Source organism: Myxococcus eversor (assembly GCF_010894455.1).
Classification (GTDB): domain Bacteria; phylum Myxococcota; class Myxococcia; order Myxococcales; family Myxococcaceae; genus Myxococcus; species Myxococcus eversor.
The window spans coordinates 545,490-565,007 of record NZ_JAAIXY010000003.1; the positions used below are offsets into that span (position 1 = coordinate 545,490).

At 69.9% G+C, this 19,518-nt stretch carries 14 protein-coding genes; 4 read left to right on the plus strand and 10 right to left on the minus strand.

What is annotated here, in order from left to right:
- Positions 1–123 precede the first annotated feature (123 nt).
- From G4D83_RS09095 to G4D83_RS09115, 5 genes are read right to left on the minus strand one after another with little or no spacing between them, the layout of a single operon-like run.
- Positions 124–1,272, minus strand: a complete 1,149-nt coding sequence (locus G4D83_RS09095; RefSeq protein ID WP_163864279.1) for a hypothetical protein — start codon at positions 1,270–1,272, stop codon at positions 124–126.
- Positions 1,269–4,406 (minus strand): IPT/TIG domain-containing protein, encoded by a 3,138-nt coding sequence (locus G4D83_RS09100; protein ID WP_163864280.1) that lies wholly within the window; start codon positions 4,404–4,406, stop codon positions 1,269–1,271. The genes G4D83_RS09095 and G4D83_RS09100 overlap by 4 nt, the downstream gene beginning before the upstream one ends.
- A complete protein-coding gene (locus G4D83_RS09105; protein ID WP_163864281.1) occupies positions 4,403–5,860 on the minus strand; it encodes a hypothetical protein in 1,458 nt (485 codons plus the stop codon). Before G4D83_RS09105 ends, G4D83_RS09100 begins: the two co-directional genes overlap by 4 nt.
- A gap of 2 nt (positions 5,861–5,862) precedes the next feature.
- Positions 5,863–7,308, minus strand: a complete 1,446-nt coding sequence (locus G4D83_RS09110) for a choice-of-anchor D domain-containing protein (RefSeq protein WP_163864282.1) — start codon at positions 7,306–7,308, stop codon at positions 5,863–5,865.
- Complete coding sequence (locus G4D83_RS09115; protein ID WP_163864283.1) at positions 7,305–8,414, minus strand: vWA domain-containing protein; 1,110 nt, start codon at positions 8,412–8,414, stop codon at positions 7,305–7,307. Before G4D83_RS09115 ends, G4D83_RS09110 begins: the two co-directional genes overlap by 4 nt.
- A 127-nt stretch (positions 8,415–8,541) precedes the next feature.
- Here G4D83_RS09115 and G4D83_RS09120 point away from each other — a divergent pair, with 127 nt between their 5' ends.
- Positions 8,542–9,258 carry a class I SAM-dependent methyltransferase gene (locus G4D83_RS09120; protein WP_163864284.1) on the plus strand — a complete coding sequence of 239 codons (717 nt, stop codon included), beginning with the start codon at positions 8,542–8,544 and terminating at the stop codon, positions 9,256–9,258.
- Here G4D83_RS09120 and G4D83_RS09125 read toward each other — a convergent pair whose 3' ends face one another.
- Both G4D83_RS09125 and G4D83_RS09130 read right to left on the minus strand, forming a co-directional pair.
- Positions 9,259–10,164: an MBL fold metallo-hydrolase gene (locus G4D83_RS09125; protein ID WP_163864285.1), complete on the minus strand. Its 906-nt coding sequence runs from the start codon at positions 10,162–10,164 to the stop codon at positions 9,259–9,261.
- 9 nt (positions 10,165–10,173) lie between these two features.
- The gene (locus G4D83_RS09130) at positions 10,174–10,704 is read right to left on the minus strand and encodes a GreA/GreB family elongation factor (RefSeq protein WP_163864286.1); all 531 of its coding nucleotides are present in this window, start codon (positions 10,702–10,704) and stop codon (positions 10,174–10,176) included.
- An 80-nt stretch (positions 10,705–10,784) separates the two neighbouring features.
- Here G4D83_RS09130 and G4D83_RS09135 point away from each other — a divergent pair, with 80 nt between their 5' ends.
- Entirely contained in the window at positions 10,785–11,459 is a 675-nt protein-coding gene (locus G4D83_RS09135) for a dienelactone hydrolase family protein (RefSeq protein ID WP_163864287.1), read from the plus strand.
- A gap of 21 nt (positions 11,460–11,480) precedes the next feature.
- On the opposite strand, the gene G4D83_RS09140 is transcribed toward G4D83_RS09135, so the two are convergent.
- The 3 genes from G4D83_RS09140 to G4D83_RS46780 form a co-directional block, all read right to left on the minus strand.
- Positions 11,481–11,978, minus strand: a complete 498-nt coding sequence (locus G4D83_RS09140; RefSeq protein WP_163864288.1) for a YajG family lipoprotein — start codon at positions 11,976–11,978, stop codon at positions 11,481–11,483.
- A gap of 706 nt (positions 11,979–12,684) precedes the next feature.
- Positions 12,685–15,411 (minus strand): Lnb N-terminal periplasmic domain-containing protein, encoded by a 2,727-nt coding sequence (locus G4D83_RS09145; protein WP_240356224.1) that lies wholly within the window; start codon positions 15,409–15,411, stop codon positions 12,685–12,687.
- A gap of 479 nt (positions 15,412–15,890) precedes the next feature.
- Positions 15,891–16,712 (minus strand): hypothetical protein, encoded by an 822-nt coding sequence (locus tag G4D83_RS46780; protein WP_275902357.1) that lies wholly within the window; start codon positions 16,710–16,712, stop codon positions 15,891–15,893.
- A 496-nt stretch (positions 16,713–17,208) separates the two neighbouring features.
- On the opposite strand from G4D83_RS46780, the gene G4D83_RS09160 reads away from it, so the two are divergent.
- Complete coding sequence (locus G4D83_RS09160; protein ID WP_163864290.1) at positions 17,209–18,333, plus strand: response regulator transcription factor; 1,125 nt, start codon at positions 17,209–17,211, stop codon at positions 18,331–18,333.
- A gap of 15 nt (positions 18,334–18,348) precedes the next feature.
- Entirely contained in the window at positions 18,349–19,515 is a 1,167-nt protein-coding gene (locus G4D83_RS09165) for a metallophosphoesterase (RefSeq protein WP_163864291.1), read from the plus strand.
- The last annotated feature ends 3 nt before the right edge of the window (positions 19,516–19,518 follow it).

Consider the following 19,518-nt stretch of genomic DNA (forward strand, 5'->3'; position numbering starts at 1 on the left):
CCGTCGTGTTGCAACTACTGACGGGGCACCCTCCAGAACATTCACCGCCGGGCACTCGCCCCGTTCTCGCGGACCTTCGGCACTGATGTAGGCATGGCACCAACCCCCTGGAAAAGCAGGGGCTTACCGAGCGAAACGGGGGGCGACCTCCGCGCAGGTGAGGCCCTCCTCGGGCGCGCAGTTGCGCCCCACGAGACAGCCTCCCGCGCCTTCATGTTCCACGCAGCGGATGGGCCGGCAGTCCGCATCACCGACGCACGCGCGACGACTCACCGTGCACGTGCCCTGGCTGCAGGCGTCCTGCACGCAGTCGGTGTCCTGCTGGCACGAGCAGAAGCCCTCCACGTCGCCTTCGGCGATGAAGCAACGTCCCGCGCACGCGCCCTCGGGCTGTCCGTCCTGCTTCACGCAGCGCCCGCCGCGCCCGCAGTGCGCGTCCTCACGGCACGGCAGCGAGGGCGACGGCGCGCACTCCGCATCCGAGCGACAGCGCGCACGACTGGCGACCACCACCACGTCCGAGCACTGGTAGCCATGGGGACAGCGCTGTCCCTCCGAGCAATCCGCGCCGCAGAAGGCGCTCCCCGGGCTCGCCGTCTCGCGCAGACAGAAGTTCGCGCCGCGCCCGCAGACCTGGAGGCCACCACCGTAGGTGCAGCTCGCGCAGTAGGGACGTCGCACCGGGTCGAAGTCGCTGAGGCACGTCCCCGCGTCCTCGCCCGCCGTCGTGCCGCAGGACTCGCCGAAGGCACAGTCACGCGTGTCCGCGCAGAAGGTCGCGTCGCAGACTCCCAGGGCACAGGCGGCGCGCCCTTCCGGCGTGGTGGCGTCGCAGAGGCACGGTGCATCACCGCAGCGACAGGCCGTGCCCGCGCAGTCTCCGGACGACCGACAACCTTCCACGCACGTGGTCCGCGCGGTGTCGCAGACTTCGCCCAACGGGCAATGCAGGTCCGTGGCGCAGCGTCCCCGCGTCAGGCAGGTGCCCGTGCTCGTGTCGCAGAAGAGCGAGTCCTCTCCACAGTCCGCGTTCGACTCGCAGCCCGCGCGGTCCTGGCAGAAGCCCGCTTCGTTGCACAGCTCTCCCGGCGCGCAGGCGCCATCCATGCGACACCGACAGGCGTTGGTCCGCGCGTCACAGCGATACGCCTCCGACGGCGTGCCGCAGTCCGCGTCCACGCGACAACTCGCGTCCTCCACGGGAGCATCACCGCGACAGGCGACGAGGAGGAGCAGCAACGTCACGGCGAGTTGGGGCCAGCGGCGCGTCACGGGTCGAAGACCTCCGAGCGCCCCAGGACGTACGCCGTCCAGGTCGCGGTGGACAGCGTGTCGTAGGTCCACTGCGAATACTCGAAGCGAGGGACTCGCGCGAGGGAGAGGTCCGCGCGGAGGCGTGCGCCTTCGGGAAGGTCGGCGCGCAGTGTCTGGAGCGCGGCCTCCGGGAGAGTCACCCATGCCTGGCCTCCCGGAAGCACTGCGGTCCAGCGGATGCCGCCTGTCGTGCCGGGTGCGGAGAGGGTCAGGAGTTGCACGTCCGATGTGACTCCGGAGAATGACGGAGTCCAGGCCACCGCTCCCGTGAATCGGGCATCCCTCGCGGGCTCGGTGAAGAGAGGGAGCGGGAGCATCGGCGGGAGCGTCACGCCCGCATCCAGGGCTCCAGGCTGACGGTGATACAGCAGGCTCTGAGGATAGGCCGTGGTGCCCCGAAGCAGGTCGAGGAAGAGCAGGCTCGCTCCGTCCACGCGAGGGAGCTGTGGGAACGTGAGCAGCGGGCCCGGCCCTTCGACGGAGGAGAAGAGACGCGAGCCCGTGCCCCAGTTGTGGGGATGAGGCACCAGTCCCTCCGCGCCCAGGTCCAGCCATGCGTAGACCTGATGCAGGGCTTCCTCGCCCGCGATGATGATGGGGCCCGCGACCGAGAGCGGCGCGGCGACGTCGAGGTGCACGTCGAACACCACATCCTGTCCCTCGGACACCCGCGTGCCCGACGCCGCGATGCCGCGACGCACACCGAGCAGATATGGCTCGAAGTCGACCTCGTCCTTCAGCACGCCGAGCACCGCGTATACCGCGCGCAGACCGGGCTGTGCCTGCACGAGAAAGGCTCCGCCCTCTTCGCGAATGCGCCACGTCTCCGCGCGCCGGTCTGCTGGCCCCACGAACGGAGGACCCGACGCGGGGCTCGGCTGCGCCACGAAGACGCGGGCCTCCAACACCTCGCCGGGCTGGAGCGGCCTGGGCGGCTTGAAGCCTCGCACCCGGCCCGTGATTCGAGCACTCGCGGGCACGGGTGGATTGCCCGGGTTGCCTTCGCTGTCGAGACGGCGCAGGTACACCGTCAGGTTCTCCGAGCGGATGCCCGCCACCGTCACCGCGTCGTGTCCCGGCTTGAAGACCGTGGCCACCTGCGCCCCCACCATCCGAGAGTCCGACAGCGTGAGCTGACCGCGAGCGTCCGTCTCGCCCTGGAGGAGCGGTGTCGAGTCCGTGCCGAGCAGGACCTTCGCGCCCACGACAGGCTGACCATAGGCGCCCGAGGACGTGTCGAGCACCGTGACGTCCAGCGTGCCCGTGAGCAGCGCTCCCGAGAGACCTCCCGGGCCTCGCGGGTCGAAGTACGTGAAGGACTCGGGGAGCGCCGAGCGCGCGGAGCCGTGGATGACGGCCACCTCCACGGGCCCCTGGCTTCGCGACGCGGGGGTTCGACACGTAAGGGTGTGGGTGTCCTCCACGTGCACGTCGCTCGCGGGCTCGCCGCCGAAGGTGACTTGGACGCCATCGACGAAGCCGGTCCCTCGCACCGTCACTCGGGAGCCTCCCGCGATGGCGCCGCGCGCGGGCTCCACCTGGGCGAGAACGAGCGAGGGTTCGTAGGTGAAGGCGTTCGGCAGCAATGCTTCATTCTCCGGGTCGCTCGCTGAGGAGACATGAAGCGCGTGTGCACCCGCGCCACCTGGGGGCATGGTGAAGCGGAGCTCTGTCGTGCCCTGCACTGTCACCCCTGGAGCTTGGAGCGCGCCGACTCGCACCACGGCATCCGGAGGCAGTGCGTCTCCTTCAAGGAGGGCCTGGGTTCCACCTCCCGAGGTCCCCGCTCCAGGTGTCACTCGCGTGAGTGCGAGGCGATAGGTGTAGCCCCCTGGGAGGTGACTGCGCAGCGAAGACAGGCTGACCGTCACGGGGACTGTGCGCGGAAGTGCACCTCGCGGGGGAACGCGGACCGTGAGCGTGGTCGGGGTCGCCGCGACAATCTGGACGGGGGTTTCATCGAAGGTGACCGAGATGTCTGGAAGATCGAATGCCAGCCCCGTCAGCGTCACCGTGCCGTCCTCTCGCGTCCCCACACGAGGAAAGACTCCCAGCACGCCGAACAGGGTGCCATGTGGACTGTCCGCGTACGTGAATCCCTGGCGCACCGTCCAGGAGCCGCGCGGGGTGACGATGCGCACGGGGACTGCCTCTATGTCCATGTGCCATGGCGAGGTCACCACGAGGCGCGTCGGTGATTCCACCTCGAAGGAGGGAACGGGCGTCTCTCCGAAGAAGACCTCCCTCGTACCCTCGAAGCCCTGCCCCGTGAAGACGACGGGTGTGCCTCCAAACATCGTCCCCGTGAGCGGTTCGATATTGGTGACACGGGTGTCCTCGACGTAGCGGTACGCGCGTCGCAGCACGTCTCCCACGCCATGTCCCTGCACCCGCACGTCGACAAGGCCGACCGTGGAGTTCCGAGGAACGACGACTCTCAACTCCGAGGAGGAGACCCGCGTGACAGAGGGACTCTGCATATCGCCGAAGAGAACCTGGAGCCCCGGGCCAGAGGGGAAGCCCGCGCCCATCAGCGTCGCGGTGTCGCCGCCCGACTGTGTGCCTTCCGCAGGTGAGACGGCGCGGAAGTCGAAGATGTCGAAGTACGTGAAACACGCCGTGCAGAGCGTCGTCCCGTTCGGGTTCTTCACCGAGAGGTCCGCCGTGCCTTCGACCCCCGGAGGCGTGCGCAGGTCGAGTGTGGTGTCGTCGATGAGCTGAAAGTCGCGAACCACGCGCGAGCCGACCCACACCTCCGTGAGAAGCGCTGCTTCCGAGGGCGTCGTGGCCACGCCATCCACGAAGCCACGGCCCTTCAACGTCATCCAGGTACCGCCGCCACTCTCGCCTCGCGTGGGCAGTGACGAGTGAATGAGGGGCGCAGCCGAGGTGCCGGCGTCGGTCCGCGCCCCCGCATCCGTGCTGCCTGCGTCCTCCACACCCGCATCACGTGCACCCGCATCCGGCGGGTCACCGGGTGGTCGCGACGAGCCTTCGCAGGCCGCGAGGCCAAGGACCAACAGACACAGCACGAACCCACGCCGAGGTTTCTCCAGGTGATTCGCGCCTTCGGGCCGGGAGGAACCACTCATGGGAGCCACTCCACCTGGAGCGTGTAACCATTCGTCGTGCGCGCGTCGTCGCCCACGACTCTCGCGATGAGCCGCTGGCCCGCCACCGCCGACGCTGGCAGCGACACCGTGGCTCCCTCCACATCGTCCGAGCAGCCCAGCTCCGCGCCCCCGCTTTCTCCCAATACGCACAGGCGCAGCAAGCCACGGTCCGCTGCGTAGCCGGACAGCGACACCTTCACACCCTGGGACGAAGGCACCGTGAAGCGAACGTGGTCCTGCTCTCCCGGGCAGAGCATCCCGTCCAACGACAGCGCCTCCGGCAACGCCGTGGCCGTTTCGACGGTGTCATTGGGTTCGTGGATATCGTCATCACAGGGGGTGCCTCTCGCGAGGAAGAAGCCCACGTCGTAGGCGCGTGGCAGCGCGTCGCGCGAGGCGATGCGCACGGTGTAGACGCCTCGCTCCGCCACGACGTGCGACATGCGGAAACGTCCCGTCGCGAGCACCCGGCCCCTCGCGTCCTGGAGGGCCGTGGAGAACACCGGCTCCGCGAACACCTCCGCTTCCACATTCACACCGAGCTGGTCTCCTCGCTCCAGGGTGAGCGAGTAGTGGTCCACATCGTCCGGGCACAGCGTCAGCTTCACATAGCGACTCGCGCTCACGGGAAACGCCGTGGTCACCGCGTCGTTGGGCTCCAGCGCATCCGGCTGACACGCCCTGGGGCCACAGGTTCCAGTCCCCAGGTCACAGCGCTGGTCCACCGAGCAGTCATCATCCGAGCCACACGGCGGCGGCCTGGGCAGGCACGCTCCGCTCGCCAGATGGCACACCCGAGGCACCTCGCAGTCCCGGTCCGAGTAGCAACGCGGCGTCGACGAGCACCGTCCCGCCGCGTCGCACACGAAGCCCACCGCGCAGTCCGTGTCCTCGTCACACTGGACGCAGAGGCCGTCCGCGCAGTGCTCACCTACTCCGCATGAAGCCGTCTCGATGCAGCGAGCCACGCACGCGTGCAGCCCCGAATTGCAGCGCTCTTCGGCACCACAGTCCGCGTCCTCGACACACCCCAGGTCCTCCTCGCAGACGAGCGTGGCCCCATTGCATCGCTCCCCGGAGGGACACGCATCTCCCTCTCCCGAGGGACAGAGCGCCACTCCTGTCCTCGCGAGGCAGAGCCCCTGCTTGCACCACTGCCCGAGCGCACAATCAGCGTTCGTCGAGCAGTCCGTGCCCCAGCCTTCGCGGAGGACACAGGCGCTCACCTCGGCGTCACAGCGTTCCTTGAGCCGACACTGACCGCTCGACACACAGGCGTCGCAGACACCCGCGAGCGTGCAGACCTGTCCTCCCTCGCAGTCCTCGCGCTTCGCACAGGACGTGGGGCTCGGTCCGGCATCCGGGACAGTCGGCACTGGCTCCTTGGAGCAGGCCAGCACACAGCACACCATCGCGAGGAGCCACCACCGCATCGTCACGGGACCTCCGTGACCACGCCCGAGGGCCACTGCACGTCCGCCACCGTCCACACCTCACCCTGGCTCGACAGGGTGTGACGGAACTCGCCCTTCAGCACGCCTCGGTCATACACGCGCACCGTCGCCTCGCTGCGCGGGTCCACCACTCCATTCGCGCGCGCGAGCACCACCGCCACACGGTACGTCCCGGACGCCGGGAGCTCGTAGCCGAACACCTCCGGGCCGTAGCCCGTCAGCCGGTCCCTCAACAACTCCGGGTCCTCCGCGAGGCCGGGCACACCCCAGTCAGGACGCGGATTCGCGTAGTGACAGTCGTCCACGGAGCCTGGCACCGCGTCCACGCCCCGTGACACATGCAGGTCCAGGTCCGTCTCCGCGTGGTTCCACGACACATCCACCAACAACCGCTGCGCGGGCACCGCGACGACACGCGCGCTCGCGGGACGCGGACTTCGCGCACCCGCCGCATCCATCACCGCCAGCTCCACCTCGTACGCTCCCGGCACCACCGGGTCCAACCGCAGCACCGTGCGCGCCGCACCCGGCTCCACCACCTGGGCTCGCGCGCCGACTGGTCGCTCCTTCAGCACCCACTCGTACGCGAGCGGCCCATCCCCATCCGGGTCCATCGAGGCCGTGCCATCCAACACCACCTCCGCACCCGGGACGCTGTCCCCCACCGGGCTCACCACCGGCACCGGAGCCAGGTTCACTCCTCCATGCAGTGACACGCGTGCTTCTCGCCGGTCCGGGTCCGTGGTCCGCAGCAAGAGCCCTCCACTCGCCGCTTCCGCCGTCGCTCCCAGAGGCACCGCGTATCGCACCGACAGCTCCACCTCGGTCGACACGTCCAACACCGCCGGAGTCTTCGTGGAGCCCACGAGCTGGAAGGCAGATGCGCCAGCAAGCGTGAGGGACTCCAGCACCAGCGGCGCGTTTCCCAGCGCGCGCACCTTGAAGGAGCGCACCACGGCATCACCTTCCGCGACGCGTCCGAAGTCGAGCCGCTCCGTGTCCAACTCCAACATCGCCGCTGTGCGCCCCTCACCCAGCAGGCTCACCTCGAGAGACGGACGACTCGGGTCATCCGTGTGCAGCTCCAGGGTCGCCGTGTACGGAGACTCGCGCGGTGGGACGAAGGCCAGCAACACGGGAGCCTCCGCCTGCGCGGGAACCTCCTCCGGCGCGGAGACGATTCGGAACGGACTGTCCGCCTCTCGCACCGAGACCCCCACCACGCGCAGCGGCGCACGCCCCGCGTTCACCAGGGGCAGGGACACCGCGCGCTCGTTCAACGCGGGCACCGCTCCAAAGTCGAGCGTGGACCCGGGCGCCACCCAGCGAGGCACCACCGACAGCGAGGGCGCGTCCTTCCCACAGCCTCCCGCCAGCAAGCAGCCCACCACGAGCCACCACCCTCCGCGAGCCGCCCCCTTCCTCACGACGCGTCCTCCTCCACATACTCCAGCTCCACTCGCGACCCGAGCCCCGGCACCGAGTCCCCCGCGAAGAACACAGCCCTCCGCTCGGGCTGGTACACCCAGCCGTCCACGGCTCCGGCCCTGGGCGTGCAAACGGCCTCCAGCGCCTCCGCCGACTGACTCGCGCAACCCTCACGGTCCACCGAGGCACAGGCGCTCAGCGCATCCTCCGTGGCTTCACAGGGATACCGCACACGGACTCGCAATGAGTCCGCGCGAGGGACTCGCTCCAGCGCGAACGTTCGCCGCAAGCCCACCGCGCTCGTCGCCAGCGCGCGCAGCGCTCGCGCGAAGTCCTGGTCACAGATGCTTCCCAGCTCGCCGCCCATCAGCGTCACCAGCTCCGCGTAGCGACTCCCTGGCTCCGCGCCACAGCCATTCGAGGGCACGTCCCCGATGATGGCCGAGGCCACCACCGTCCCGTCATTCCCCAACCCCTTCGCCTGCTCGAATGCGCGCCAGTACATGCGCACGTCATGTGGCGAACGGTCATCCTCATCCGTCACGAACGCCAGGTAGAGCCACGCCTCCGGACGCAGGAAGTCCACGAAGTGCTCCGTCGCGCAGCCCTCGCGACAGGTCTGCGTGGAGCAACGCGACACACAAGCCGCGCGAGCCTCCAGCACCGGCGCGTTCTCTTCGGATACCTGCGCCAACACCAGGTTCGCCGCCTCCAGGCCCGCCTCGTAGGCGCTGCCCTGGGTGCCCACTCGCACGCTGTTCGCGAAGGCCTGCTCCAGCTCCGGCGTGTCCGGACTCAGGATGCGTGGCGTCCCCACCAGCGCCCCCGGCCGCGTGAAGACATCCGTCGTCGCCACGCCCATCCGGTAGTCGACGCGCCCTTCCCGAAACAGCGAGATGAACGCCTGGAAGTTGCGCGCGAGCGACTCCTGACGTGGCGCCATCGACGCCGAATCATCCACCACCCACAGCACATCCACCGCCGGGGCCGAGCGCTGCGCATACGTGTCGACGTGAAAGCCCGCGGGAAGCGACGGCACGAGCCGCTCGTCACGACAGGCCACTGAGGAGAGCGCCAGGAAGGCGACGACGGCTGCACGGCGCATGAGCGGGCAGCCTATTACCACCGCTCCTCGGGAATCGAGCAGGCCCTGCCCGAGAGCGTTGATGGCACACATGGGCAGCGAGAAGCAGTCCTGGCGAGCCTCCGGGTGCGGTACACCCGGTGGCACCATGTTCCACCGCCAAGGGCCCACCCTCCTCGAGCTGGCCGAGCAGGCCATGACCTCCGTCGAACACGGCTACGACCTGCTGGCCCCCAAGTTCGACTACACGCCCTTCCGCACGCCCGACCCGGTCGTCCAGGCCGCCATCGACGCCCTGGGCCCGGCCGGCTCCGTCGACTCCGCCCTGGACGTGTGCTGCGGCACCGGCGCCGCCATGCGCCTGTTGCGGCCCCTCGCCCGGGAGCGCGTCGTCGGCATCGACGTGAGCCAGGGCATGCTCGAGGAGGCCGACCGTCGCCTCTCCGGCGCCCCCGGCACCTCCGCCTTCCAGTTCGTCCGGGGTGACGCGCTGGCGATGACCTTCGAGGCGGAGTTCGACGTCGTCACCTGCTTCGGCGCGTTCGGCCACATCCTCGAAGAGGACGAGTCCCGGCTGGTGCAAGGCATCCATCGCGCCCTGCGCCCCGGAGGCAGGTTCCTCTTCGTCACCGGCCATCCACCGTCGCGGCTGCGTCCCGGCTACTGGGTGGCCAAGGGCTTCAACGCCGCCATGCGCGTGCGCAACGCGCTCTGGAAGCCACCCTTCGTCATGTACTACCTGACGTTCCTGGTGCCTCGCGCGCGGGCCCTGCTGGAGGCCCAGGGGTTCACCGTCGAGGTTCGCGACGGCATCCTCCCCGAGCCCTTCACACCACTGGCCACCGTCATCGCGACGAAGCGCTGACTACTGGGTGTCCGCCGCCTTCGCCGCGCCCTTCTCCAGGCCCTGGAACACCGTCTCCAGCCACACGTCCGTCTTGATGTAGCCCATACCGAAGGACTTGAGGTGCTCGGGCAGGCTCTCCGTCTTCACCTGCTCCAGCGTCTTGCCGGCGTCCTTCTTCGTGCGCACCAGGGCCACCGACTCGCGCAGCGCCGCCACGAAGCGCTCCAGGCCCGCCTTGTCCGTCAGCGGCCCGTGGCCCGGAATGATTTTCACGTCCGCCGGGAGCGTCTGGAGCAGCTTCTCCACGTTGCGCACGTACCCATCCACCGAGCCGCCACTGCTCACATCGATGTACGGGAAGGCGTCCACGAAGAACTGGTCGCCGGTGTGCACCACGTTGGAGCCCGTGAAGTGCACCAGCGTGTCGCCATCCGTATGGCCCGCCGGCAGGTGCGTCAGGCGAATCTCCTCGCCGTTGAAGTACAGCGACATGCCCGTGTCGTAGGTGATGACCGGCAGCGCTTCCTTCTTCGCCGGAGGGACGACTCCGCGCTCCCCCCTGTCCTGTCCGACGACCAGGCGCGTGCGCACTTCGCGATGCGCCACGATGCGACCCTCGCGGCCGAAGATGGCGTTGCCGCCCGTGTGGTCGCCGTGCCAGTGCGTGTTCAGCACATAGGCAATCTTCGCCTTGCTCAGCTTGTCCAAGGCCTTGTGAATCTTGGGCGCCAGGGGCTCGAACTGGTCATCGACGATGAGCAATCCATCCGGCCCCACCGAGACGCCGATGTTGCCGCCCGCGCCCACCAGCATGTGCACGTTGCCCGCGACGGGACTGCTCGTCACCGGCACCTTCTCAAAATCCTTGGACTGCGCCAGGGCCAGCGAGGGAACCACGGCCAGGACCGCCAGGAGGCTTCGCATGTCGGGAACTCACACGGACAGGGGTGTCGGAAACGGCGGTGCACCATAGTCCACGGCGACCACCGTGTATTCCACCGCGCCCCGGGGCCGCTCCACCTGCACGGACTCCCCCACTTCCTTTCCCAGCAGCGCCCGCGCCAGCGGAGACTCCACGCTGAGCCGCCCCGCCTTCACGTCCGCTTCATCCAGGCCGACGATGCGGTAACGCACCCGCTCGCCCTCCTCGTCCTCCAGCTCCACCCACGCGCCGAAGAAGACACGGCCCGCCTGCGCCGGGTCCGGCTCCACCACGCGCACCTCCTCCAGCGTCGCCGCGAGGTGCCGCGCACGTCGCTCGCGCTCCTGTCGCCGAACCCCGGCCTCCAGCGGCGTCAGCTCTCGTGAGCCGGAGTCGGGCCCCTGCGTGGACGCCAGCTCCTCCTGCAGCGCGCGGTAGCCCTCTGGAGTGATGTAGCGCTTGTCTCCCGAAGCGGACCGCGGGCGCGGCGGTACCAGCGCCTCGTCCCCACCCGAGTCTTCCTTCGTGAACGCCTTCGACATTCCCGCCTCCACGACGCGAGGCACCGCGAAGCCCCGAGATTAAGCTACGCCGCTTTCTCCATCACTCAAGGGGTGCACGCATGGCAGGGCAGGCAAGGCTGACAGGCAAGCAGGGCCAGGCACTGGCGGGCCATCTGAGCGAGGCCCCTGCCCCGGGAACCCAGGGCGCGGTGGTCCTCGTCCACGAGTGGTGGGGCCTCAACGCTCACATCCAGGGCGTCTCCGACCGGCTCGCGAAGGAGGGCTTCACCGTGTTCGCGGTGGACCTCTACCACGGCCGCACGACGAAGGACGCGGCGGAGGCGGACAGGCTGCTGACGCAAATGGATTGGGGGCAGGCCAGCGCGGAGCTGCGCGCCGCCACGGATGCGCTGCGCGAACGCGGGGGAGCGGGCACCAAGGTCGCCGTCCTCGGCTTCTGCATGGGCGGCGCGCTGACGCTGCTGGCCGGAGTCAATGACCCGGGGCTCGACGCCGTGGTCCCCTTCTACGGGATTCCTCCGGAGGCCGTGGACGTCACGCGCATCCGCGCGCCGGTGCTGGGCCACTTCGCGAAGAACGACGACTGGTGCACCCCGGACCGCGTGGACGCGCTGGAGCAGAAGCTGAAGGCCGCCCGCGTGCCCGCCGAGATTCACCGCTACGACGCCAGCCACGCGTTCTTCAACGACACGCGGCCGGAGGTCCACTCGCCCGAGGATGCGCGCCTGGCGTGGAAGCGCACCGTGGACTTCCTCCACGCGAAGCTCGGCTGAGCCTCGCGCGGAGGGCTCGACTCAGGTGCCGGGCGTCGCGGACGGCTGCTGCACGGGGCTCGGCGCGGCCTCCGGGGTGGTGGCGGGCGCGTCGGTGGCCGGGGTCTCCGTCGCGGGAGCCGGCTCCGGAGCGGCGGGCGCCTGGGGCGCGGTCTCCAGAGTGGCGGGCGCCTCACCCGAGGGCGCAAGCTGCAGGCGGTACGACGTCACGCCCTTGGGCAGCACGACCTCCACCAACGGGTTCTCCTTCAGCAGCGCCTCGTTCGCCTCCAGCTTCACCAGACCATCCGCGTCGCTGAGGACGTTCAGGCGCGTGCGGCCCTCGCCCGCGCGGACCCGGGCCCCTTCCACGGGCTTGCCGGAGCCGTCCACCACGCGCAGCGCCACCATCTGCCCGGGAGTGATGTTGGCGGCGTTCGGCGGCGCCACCAGCTCCTTGTAGGTCGGCCGCAGGGCACAGGCCGTCAGCAGCGAGGTGGAGGTCAGGACGATGGTCAGCAGGGCTCGGCGGAGGCTCATGGGAATTCCGTACGGACGTGAGGGGACTAACGGGCGCGGCAGCATAGCCGCAGACGGCGAGCCGCCAAGCCCCACGGCGTCCGCCCTCTCGGGTGGCTCCGCCTGTTTTCCCTGGCTTGTCCCAGGCAAGCACCAGGGGTCCGCAGGGCGGCCCGCTCTCCCTTGGAGGGAGCGGCCCTTCCACATGTCTGTCGCCGACCCCACACCTGAAGGACGGCGGCGGAGGTGCCGCGCCCGCCCCTGGGAGGCTCGAAAGCCATGGTCGAATTGACTCGCTCCGACAGAACCACCAACCCGCCCCCCTATGTGCGGGATGTGCATCGCGAACTCCGCTACTCCGAGCTGCCCGCGGGCATCGGCATGAGAAACGAGGAGTTCTACTTCAAGAACAACCGCTTCATCGTCAGCGTGGCGACGATGCTCGTCACCGGCTTCGTCGTCTTCTTCGTGCCGTTCTTCAACGGCCTGATTGCCGGTGCGTTCGGCGGGTTCCACGCACGGACGATGAGGCGTGCGCTTGGCGCGGCCCTCGTCACCTCCATCGCGCTGCCGGCGTTCATCGCGCTCTTCTCCTTCCTCGCCGGCCCCCACCAGCTGCGCATCTTCGGCGGGCTGGGGTTCTGGGGGTGGACGGCCCTCTTCGTCATCGGCACGTTCATCGGCGCCGCCACGGGCCCCTACTCCAGCGAGTTGTTGACGGAGGACTTCAGCGCAACTCCAGACCCAGTGCCAGCCGACGGTCCAACGTACCGGACAACCACGACGACGGAGACCGTGACTCGCGAAGTGCGCGTGGAGCGAGTGAGCCCTCCCAGCGAGCCTGTGCGCGAGGAGTGAGCAGCACGCCGAAGGGCCCCGCGCGGCCCAGGAACCACTCCACCTGGAGCCAGGCGCCCGCCTCGTGCGTGAGGCGGGCATCGCCCATCCGCCACGTGGGGGCATAGGCCGCTTCCAGTCTCACCGCGTTGGCGCCGGAGCCCGGAAGGCCCGTGCGGTGCGTCAGCGACAGCCGAGGCCCCGCCGCCGGTGTCAGGGCCTGCTCGCTCCAGTGCATCCGCGCGAGCCCTCCCACGCCCACCGCCGTGAAGCGCGAGAAGCGCGCCCCCGCATCCAGCACCACCAGCGCCTCCGCCTGCACGGTGGCCCGGTAGGGCATGGCCCGCGCCGTGTCCGAGGCCACGCGGGCCTCCGCGCCCCACCCGAGCGAGTCCCACGCGGACTGGCGGAACTGGGGCAAGTCCCGCTGCAAGGTGCGGTAGCCCACCAGCGTCATGTCCGTGGACACCACGCGCGGAGGGCCCCAGCGCGGCTCCAGTGAGAGCTCACCGTCCAGGACGCGCAGCTCGCTGCTCGACTGGAAGCCATGCAGGCGCGAGTCACCCAACGCCTCCGCCATTCCCGCGGTGCGCACGCTCACCACGGGCCGCGCCGCGCCCACGTCGGGGAAGTCCATGCCCACGCTCACCACCGTGCGCGCCGCGCCCGACTCGCGCAGCGCGGTGTCCGCCCACCGGGTCTCGGCCTCCACCTTGCGACGACGGTCCGCGCCCAGGAAGGCCACCGCGTCGACGTCCGCGAACACGCCGTCATTCAGCTCACCCTGGGCCTCGGTGGCCCGGATGAAGGCGGCCTCGGTGCGCTCGGCGCGGACCAGGACCTTCAGCTCCCTCGGCGTCGGCGGACGGCGGGGCGCCGTGGCCAGCGCCTCCTGGAACAGCGCCGTGCGGTCCAGCACCGCCAGCTTCCGCTGGAGCGCGTCTTCTCGCTCGAAGACCCGCTGACGCTCGCGGATTCCCGCCTCCGCGGAGCCCTTCAGGGGCGTCTTCACCGCGAGCAACCGCTGGCGTTCGATGCGCAATCGCTCTCCCTCCAACCGGTCCAACGCCGCTCGCTCCACTCGCACCGCATGGGCGACGTAGGCGTGCAGCGTCTCGCGCACGGAGGCCCGGACCTGGGGCGATGCGGAGTCGAGCACCGCGCGCACCGTCTCCGGCAACGCTCCGTAGGCCTCGTGTCTCGTGTCGGGTTCGGGTGACTGGAGGCGCGCGTGCAGGTGGAGCAGCCGCGACAATGGGGAGGCATCGACCTGGCCCGTGAGGGATTCGAGGGTCTCTCTGCGCAGGGCGTCCGCGCGGACGGCGCGGTCTCCGGTGGACTCGAAGGCATCGGGGATGAGCTCCAGCAGGGGGCCGGCGGCGCCTTCCTTGCCCAGCACCTCCAGCTTCGCCAGCACGTCGAGCGTCGCGGTGGGCAGGACCCACATCAAGCCGGGGGGACGCACCTGTCGCCCGTGCTCCAGGACTCCATTGAGGAGGAAGAGGAGCGCGCTCGCGCAGTTGTCGGTGAAGAAGTAGTAGCCCATGTACCCGCGTCGCTCGAGTTCCCAGATGCGCTCCAGCATCCGCTCCTCCTCGCCGCGAGTGAGGCGCAGCCGGAAGCGGCGGATGGTGCGTTGCTCCAACTCCAACGACTCGTGCGTGAGGTCGCCCATCGTCCCGGTGAGGAAGACGGTGTCGTAGCTGCCCGTCATCCCCTTCACCACGTAGCCCAGGCCCCTGGGCTCCATTCCCGTGAGCGCCACGAGTTGCACGACGCGCTCGAAGGAGGGGCCTCGCACTTGAGCGCCCTCGCTCCAGACCGGGCGCAAGAGCAGGTGACCGAAGAGGGACTCGGGCTGGCGTCCCGTGGCCGCGACCAGGAGGACCTCCACGTGGGACAGGAGGTCGAGCTCCGCCCAGGCATCGAAGGCGGGACAGGCTCCGCGCGAGCTCGGCGCGCCGAGGCCCGTGGCCTCCACCGCCTCCGCGAGGGCACGCGACTTGGAGAACTCCTGACAGCGCACCTGCTCATCCACGGAGAGCGCGTCGTCACGCAGGGACTCCACGGGGAGGAAGAACTCCTCGGCGAAGGTCACCAGGTCGAGAGATGCGCTCCTCTGGCCCCGCTCGCGACTGAAGGCCCCGGCGTAGTGCAGGCGTGCCTTCTCCTTCCAGACCAACGGCCGCTCGAAGGGCTTCATCCATCCCGACAGGCGACGCCAGTTCGCGGACTGGCTCCACTGCCAGGCGTCGTCCCAGCGCTGCACCACCGCGTGCACCACGGCGCGGCGGCGCCACAGTTGCTCCGACTCGTCATCCGTCAGGCGCGACAGGCGCAACGTCGCGCGACGCTCCGTGGACGGTGCGTACCGGTAGAGGTGGAAGCGGGCTCGCTCCTCGGACCAGTCTGGACGCGCGGCGGTTCCGTCACCCAGTCCCAGGGGCGCGGGCTCCGGGTGGAGGACGAACTCCAGCGGGCCTCCCGGAAAGCGGCGCATCGCCGGAGGCAAGGCGCCCAGGCCCGCCTCCACCTCACGCACCAGAAACGCGTCGTCCGAGGCGGCGCCTCGCAGCAGGACTCCGGCCCGCTCCAGGGCGTGCACGCGTTCCTTCAAGGAGCGAGAGCGCTCCGTCTCACCGCGCGTGGGAGCCTCGACCTGCGTCGTCGCTTGCTCGTCTTCACCTGGCGCTGGGTCGACCTCTGGCGCTCGAGATGAAGCCTCGACTCGCATCGGGGCCTGCGCGCCTTCACGTGGCGAAGGGGCGACCTCTGGCGCCCGAGATGAGGCCTCGACGCGCATCGGGGCGTGCGCGCCTTCACGTGGCGAAGGTGCGACCTCTGGCACCGGCCCTTGAGGCGAAGGGGCCTGCGCGTCATCTCGCGGCCCCTCATCAGCCTCTGTCGCGGCGCCTTGCGGTGCGGCCTCCGCGCGCATCAGCGCATGCGCGTTGTATCTCGGCACCGCCGCGACCTGGAGCGTCGTACCTCGCGGAGGAACTTCATGCGCCCTGTCTGGCGGCGCTCCGACATCGACGGGTGCCGCCCACGCGGGCAGCGTGAACGCGAGACTCAGCAGCCACGCCGCCCGGCGGCTCACTCCATCACCCCCGCCGTCGCCTCCTCGTCACCATGCGCCGCGAGGAAGGCACGTCGGTCCTCGTCGAGCCGCGGATCCGCGCGCGCCAATTCACCCACCCTCGCCAACCAGGCCAGCGCCCGCTCGGGCGTCAGGGTGCGCGTGTCCGCCATCGCCAGCAGCTCCTGCCGGTTCGCTCGCAGGAGCCGCCCGAAGGTCCCCAGGTTCTCCCGACGGATGCTCGCCGCCGACGCCAGGTCCTCCACCGTGGGCCCCGCCCCCAGCGCCAGGTCCTCCCGAAGCTGATGCGTCCGAGAGCGCAAGTACACCTGCGCCGCGCGCCCCACCTCCTCCGGGGGTGGCGGAGCCCGACGCCGCCGCTCGGCCGCCGCCACGACGCGCCAGATGACCACCCCCAACCCAATCACCGTGGCCGCCACCGTCGTCGCCGACACCACGCGCCCGTCGTTGTTCTCGCTGTTGCTCGTCTCCGAGCGCGAGTCCTTCCCCTCCCCACCACTCTCCGACTCGCTGCTCCCCGTGTCGCTCTGCTTGCTGGAGCGCGACTCGCTGGAGCCCCCCTCTTCGGAGCTGTGGTTCGAATCCCCACTGGAGCCCGCCTCCGACTTGCTGGAGTCCCCCGACCCGTTCGACGAGTCCCCGGATCCATCCGACGAGCCATCCGACCCGGATCCATCCGAGCCCGAGCCCGAACCGTCGGAAGACCCCTCCGACGCGCTCATCCCTCCACTCCCCATCGCCCCCGGTGTCCGACAGCCCGTCACACCCAGCAGCACGGCCATTCCCAACGCAATCTTCCCGGTGTGCTTCAACGTCATCTCAGACACCCCCTGAATGAGCACTCGTTCGTCACGAGCGCATGGACAGACACCGCGCAATCACACGGTAGGAATTCATTTGTCATGAATCTTATAGCCAGCGACGTGCCGGGCGCGGACGGGTGTTGTTTCGCGGCCTTGCGACCAACGCCGTGCGTCAAAGCGCGAAGCGGACGCGCCAGGGGTGCGTCGCGGGCTTCGCGCCAATGTGAGGGAAATCGCGGGGTTCAAGGGCGACGCGCCGGGCATCGACTGTCGATCCCCGGCGCGCGCTCACATGAAACCTACCGCGAAAGGCCCTCCCCCCCGGTGGGCCTGCACCTCATTGTCGCGCTGTGCGCATCGCGAAATCCATGCGGGGAAGCCCTGATGTCGGCTTCCACCCGGACGCCTCAGACTTCAGGGCATGTCGCCGATAAATGCTAAACAACTCACAACTTCGACGTCCTGGTAGGATAGTGGAAGCCACTCATTGCCAGCCTATACTCAGGATATCGTGATTCGTTTGAATTCCGAGGAACAGCGTATCCTGGCGGACCTGGAAGCCCTGCTCGCAGAAGCGGAGCCGAGCTCGGAGTCCCTCCCCACGGTCCTGGGCGCACTGCGCGACACGCTCAAGGCGGAGCGCGCGGTGGCCTATGGCGTGGATGTGGGGCCTGACCGCTTCCATGTCAGTTATTCCTTCAGCTCGGGCTTTCCCCAACAGCCCGAGGTGGTCTTCGACGCGCTGGAGACCTTCCTGTCGGACCGGGAGAGTCTTTGGGGTTGGTATGATCCAGCCCGCCCCGCACCGGCCCAGCGCAACCGGGCGCTGCACTTCCGCTCGTTGCAGGAGTCGGAGGCGCGGCAGATGCCCTTGCATGACCAGCCCGCATACGAGGTGGCGCGGCGTCTGGGATTGAATGAGGCGGAGTTGGACGCCCAGCGCGACAGGGTCAACACCCGCTCCGGCGCGGTGTACCGGCAGCTGGGCATGGAGCGCATGGCCTTCCTGCGCACCCTGGTCTGCGAGGGGCCGTCGCTCCTGGGCTGGCTGGGGTTGGCGCGCGAGGAGCCCTTCACCGAACGCGAGCAGCGGGTGCTCCAGGCCCTGACGCCAGCGTTGCAGCGGCGGCTGAACATGGAGACGCGGCTGCGCGAGTCCGGGCTGATGTCCACCGCGCTGGAAGTGGCGATGGAGGCGCTCGGGCGCGCCGCCTGGGTGGTCAGCGGCAGTGGCCGGGTGGTGCACGCCAACAGCGCCGGCCGAGTGTGGCTGGAGCGCGGCGAGCCGGAGCTGATAGAGCAACTTCGCCGGGGCGCGCAGGGCATCCCCTGTTCGGGCCCGCTGACGCTCACGCCGCTGCGCACCACGGGCCTTCCCGCGCACTACCTGGCCATCGACACGGGCACCGCCTCCAGCGCCGCCGCGCGCGTGCAGGCCCTGGCCGCGCGCTGGTCGCTCACCGCGCGCGAGTCCGAGGTCCTCACGCACATCGTCCAGGGCGAGACGAACAAGTCCATCGCCGGCCGACTGGGCTGCGCGGAGCGCACCGTGGAGGTCCACGTCACGCACCTGCTGGCCAAGGCGCACGTGGAGAGCCGCTCGGCGCTCATCGCCCGCTTCTTCCAGACGTCCTGACCCTAGAATGGGCGGGTGAACGACTCCCCAGACGCCCGCCTCCAGGCCGCCCACGCTCATGCCCGACAGGCGGTGGAGGCAGGTCCCCGCTCCGCGCCCGCGGACGGAGTTCCCCGCGGGCGACGGCTCGCGCTGGGTGACCCGCAGGCGGACTTCGACAAGGTCCTCGCCATCCTCGACCACCACGGGCTCCTGGGCGCCGACGGCTGGCTGAAGCCCGACGTGCAGCTCGTCTCGGTGGGAGACCACTTCGACTGGGGCCGTCCCGAGGAGCGCATGCACGCGGCGAACAGCGCGCTGGCGCTGGTGGCGTGGCTCGCCGCGCATCCCGCAGACCAGGTCGTCCTGATTCTGGGCAACCATGACCTGGGCCGGGTGGGAGAGCTGGCCGACTTCGACGACGCCCGCTTCGCCACCGCCCAGGCGGAAGCGGACCGCGTCTACCAGAAGGGGCAGACGGACGAGGCCGGGGAGCGCGCCTTCCTGGAGCGCTGGCCCGATGTCCCCACGGCGGAGCTGGTGGCCCGCGACTTCGGCAATTTCCTGCGGGCCCAGCGAGCCTGGGTGGAGCACCTCCTGCGCGTCCGTCGCTTTCGCACCGCGCACGCCGCGGGCCCCGGGCTGCTGGTGCTGCACGCGGGCGTCACGCACGAGGACCTGGACGTGACGGGCCTGCCTCGCGAGCGCCGCGCGGATGCGGACGCTGTCGCCCACGCGCTCAACGCGACGATGGACGCGGCGGTGGAGGCATGGACGCGGGGGCGCATAGAGGTGCCCGGACTGCACCAGCCGGGCGACGCCGCGCGAGGCGAGGGCACGGGCATCTTCTACCAGCGCCCCAGCACGAAGCCGGAGGACGCCGAGCGCACGCGACAAACGCCGCGCCGACGCTTCGACCCTCGGAGACTTCCCCCAGGGCTCACACAGGTGGTGGGGCACACCCGCGACAAGCGTATCCGCGAGTTGATGGGCGTCACCTCGGGCGCGGCGCTCGACGGCGTGGTGCGCCACCTGGTGACGGACGGCGCGCGGGTGGACTGCGCGCACGGTGCCCCGCCGGCTACGGGCGCGGCGGAGGCGGTGCTCGTCTTCGTCGACGGCGGGATGAGCCACTGTCCCGTCGACGCGTACGAGCTGTTCGACCTGGAGCAGCGCGCCGCCGTGCGAGCAACAGCGCGCTGAACC

Excerpts from the sequence above, each read along its gene's own strand:
- G4D83_RS09125 (WP_163864285.1), bottom strand. The coding sequence starts at position 10,164 with ATGCGAAGCCTCCTGGCGGTCCTGGCCGTGGTTCCCTCGCTGGCCCTG.
- G4D83_RS09115 (WP_163864283.1), bottom strand. The coding sequence starts at position 8,414 with ATGCGCCGTGCAGCCGTCGTCGCCTTCCTGGCGCTCTCCTCAGTGGCC.
- G4D83_RS09105 (WP_163864281.1), bottom strand. The coding sequence starts at position 5,860 with ATGCGGTGGTGGCTCCTCGCGATGGTGTGCTGTGTGCTGGCCTGCTCC.
- G4D83_RS09130 (WP_163864286.1), bottom strand. The coding sequence starts at position 10,704 with ATGTCGAAGGCGTTCACGAAGGAAGACTCGGGTGGGGACGAGGCGCTG.
- G4D83_RS09135 (WP_163864287.1), top strand. The coding sequence starts at position 10,785 with ATGGCAGGGCAGGCAAGGCTGACAGGCAAGCAGGGCCAGGCACTGGCG.
- G4D83_RS09120 (WP_163864284.1), top strand. The coding sequence starts at position 8,542 with ATGTTCCACCGCCAAGGGCCCACCCTCCTCGAGCTGGCCGAGCAGGCC.
- G4D83_RS46780 (WP_275902357.1), bottom strand. The coding sequence starts at position 16,712 with ATGACGTTGAAGCACACCGGGAAGATTGCGTTGGGAATGGCCGTGCTG.
- G4D83_RS09140 (WP_163864288.1), bottom strand. The coding sequence starts at position 11,978 with ATGAGCCTCCGCCGAGCCCTGCTGACCATCGTCCTGACCTCCACCTCG.
- G4D83_RS09100 (WP_163864280.1), bottom strand. The coding sequence starts at position 4,406 with ATGAGTGGTTCCTCCCGGCCCGAAGGCGCGAATCACCTGGAGAAACCT.